2 protein-coding genes and 1 tRNA gene are annotated in these 1,578 nt (G+C 64.3%); all 3 read right to left on the reverse strand.

The genetic code is table 11. From position 1 onward, the window contains the following. Positions 1 to 2: 2 nt before the first annotated feature. Positions 3 to 78, reverse strand: a tRNA-Asn gene (locus RMP09_RS17755). A gap of 55 nt (positions 79 to 133) precedes the next feature. Next, positions 134 to 1,243 (reverse strand): NAD(P)/FAD-dependent oxidoreductase, encoded by a 1,110-nt coding sequence (locus tag RMP09_RS17760; protein ID WP_310567306.1) that lies wholly within the window; start codon positions 1,241 to 1,243, stop codon positions 134 to 136. 2 nt (positions 1,244 to 1,245) lie between these two features. After that, positions 1,246 to 1,575: a ferredoxin FdxA gene (fdxA, locus tag RMP09_RS17765; RefSeq protein ID WP_310567307.1), complete on the reverse strand. Its 330-nt coding sequence runs from the start codon at positions 1,573 to 1,575 to the stop codon at positions 1,246 to 1,248. Positions 1,576 to 1,578 lie beyond the last annotated feature (3 nt).

The raw sequence follows: 1,578 nt of genomic DNA on the forward strand, positions 1-1,578 counted from the left end.
CTTGGCTCCCCGACCTGGACTCGAACCAGGGACCTGCGGATTAACAGTCCGTCGCTCTACCGACTGAGCTATCAGGGAACAGCCTCGAATTATAGTGTCATTTTTTCGACTTTTGAAGCGGGCTTCAAATTTTTCAACTTTTGTCTCGTGACTTGTCGCCAGTACCGTGGCCCACGCCCAGTACCTGGTGCAGGTGGGTGCTGGTGGTTGTGTACTGCAGCAGCACCGGACGGGTAGGGTGGACGATCGGTGCGGCGCCGTAAGCCGCCAGCGTGCACTCGTGAAAACCGCAAACCAGCAGCTTGCGTTTGCCCGGGTAGGTGTTGATGTCGCCCACGGCAAAGATGCCGGGTGCGCTGGTGGAGAAGGTCTCGGTGTTGACCACCAGTTGTTTGCGCTCCATGGCCAGGCCCCAGTCGGTCAGCGGTCCCAGCTGGGGTGACAGGCCTTGCAGCACCAGCATCGTGTCCAGCGGCACGGCCTGCTCGTTACCATCGGGGCGCGTGAGGTGCACGGCACGTAGGCGGCCGTCTTGGGTGTCGTGGCCGGTGATCTGTCCCGCGATGAAGCGCATCGCACCCGCCGCGCAGCGCTCGCGCATCAGGGCCACGCGTTCCGGCTCGGCCTTGAAGCTGTCGCGGCGGTGGACCAGGGTCACGCTGTTGGCGCGGTGTGGGCCCGTGGCAGACAAAGACAGTGCGGCTTCGATGGCAGTGTCGCTGTCGCCCTGGATGAGCACATCCTGACCAGCAAACGCTGAAGGTGCCCCGAGGTGGTAGCGCAGCTGGGTGCCTTCATGGGCTTCGATGCCGGCGAGCTTGATGCGGCGCGGCTCGAAAGCGCCCACACCCGCCGCGATGAACACGGTCTTGCTCAGGAACTGGGTGCCGGTCGAGGTGCCGACCAGCCACTGTCCATCCTCTTGCGCATGGACTTGGTTGACGGTCTGACCCAGATGGAACTGCGGCGCAAACGGCGCGGATTGGCGCAACAGCGCATCGGCCAGGCCCTGGCCGGTGCAGAACGGCAGGCCCGGGATGTCGTAGATGGGTTTGTCGGGGTAGAGCTCGACTGGCTGCCCGCCGATGTGGGGCAGGGCGTCGATGACGTGGGCGCGGATGTCCAGCAGGCCCAGCTCGAACACCTGGAACAGGCCCACCGGGCCGGCCCCGATGACCACGGCGTCGGTTGCGATGGCGGCCGTGGCAGCGGGCGCCACCACGTCGCCAGGCCGTGGCTCCATGCTCAGCGGATCAGTTCGGACAGTTTGCCCGTGCGGTCCTTCCACTGCTCGTGGTCGGGCAGCGGGTCCTTGCGTTTGGTGATGCTCTTCCAGTTGGGCAGCTGGGCCAGTTCGGCGTTGATCGCCGTCATGTGCACCTGGTCTTTGGGCAGGTCCTCTTCGGCAAAGATGGCACTGACCGGGCACTCGGGGATGCAGACCGCGCAGTCGATGCACTCGTCGGGATCGATGGTCAGGAAGTTCGGGCCTTCGCGGAAGCAGTCCACTGGGCAGACATCAACACAATCGGTGTATTTGCAGCGGATGCAGGATTCGGTGACGACGTGGGTCATGGT

The organism is Hydrogenophaga sp. (assembly GCF_031426985.1).
In the GTDB taxonomy this organism is placed as follows: Bacteria; Pseudomonadota; Gammaproteobacteria; order Burkholderiales; family Burkholderiaceae_C; genus Hydrogenophaga.

Coding starts and splice junctions, on each gene's coding strand:
- RMP09_RS17760 (WP_310567306.1), bottom strand. CDS start 1,243: ATGGAGCCACGGCCTGGCGACGTGGTGGCGCCCGCTGCCACGGCCGCC.
- fdxA (WP_310567307.1), bottom strand. CDS start 1,575: ATGACCCACGTCGTCACCGAATCCTGCATCCGCTGCAAATACACCGAT.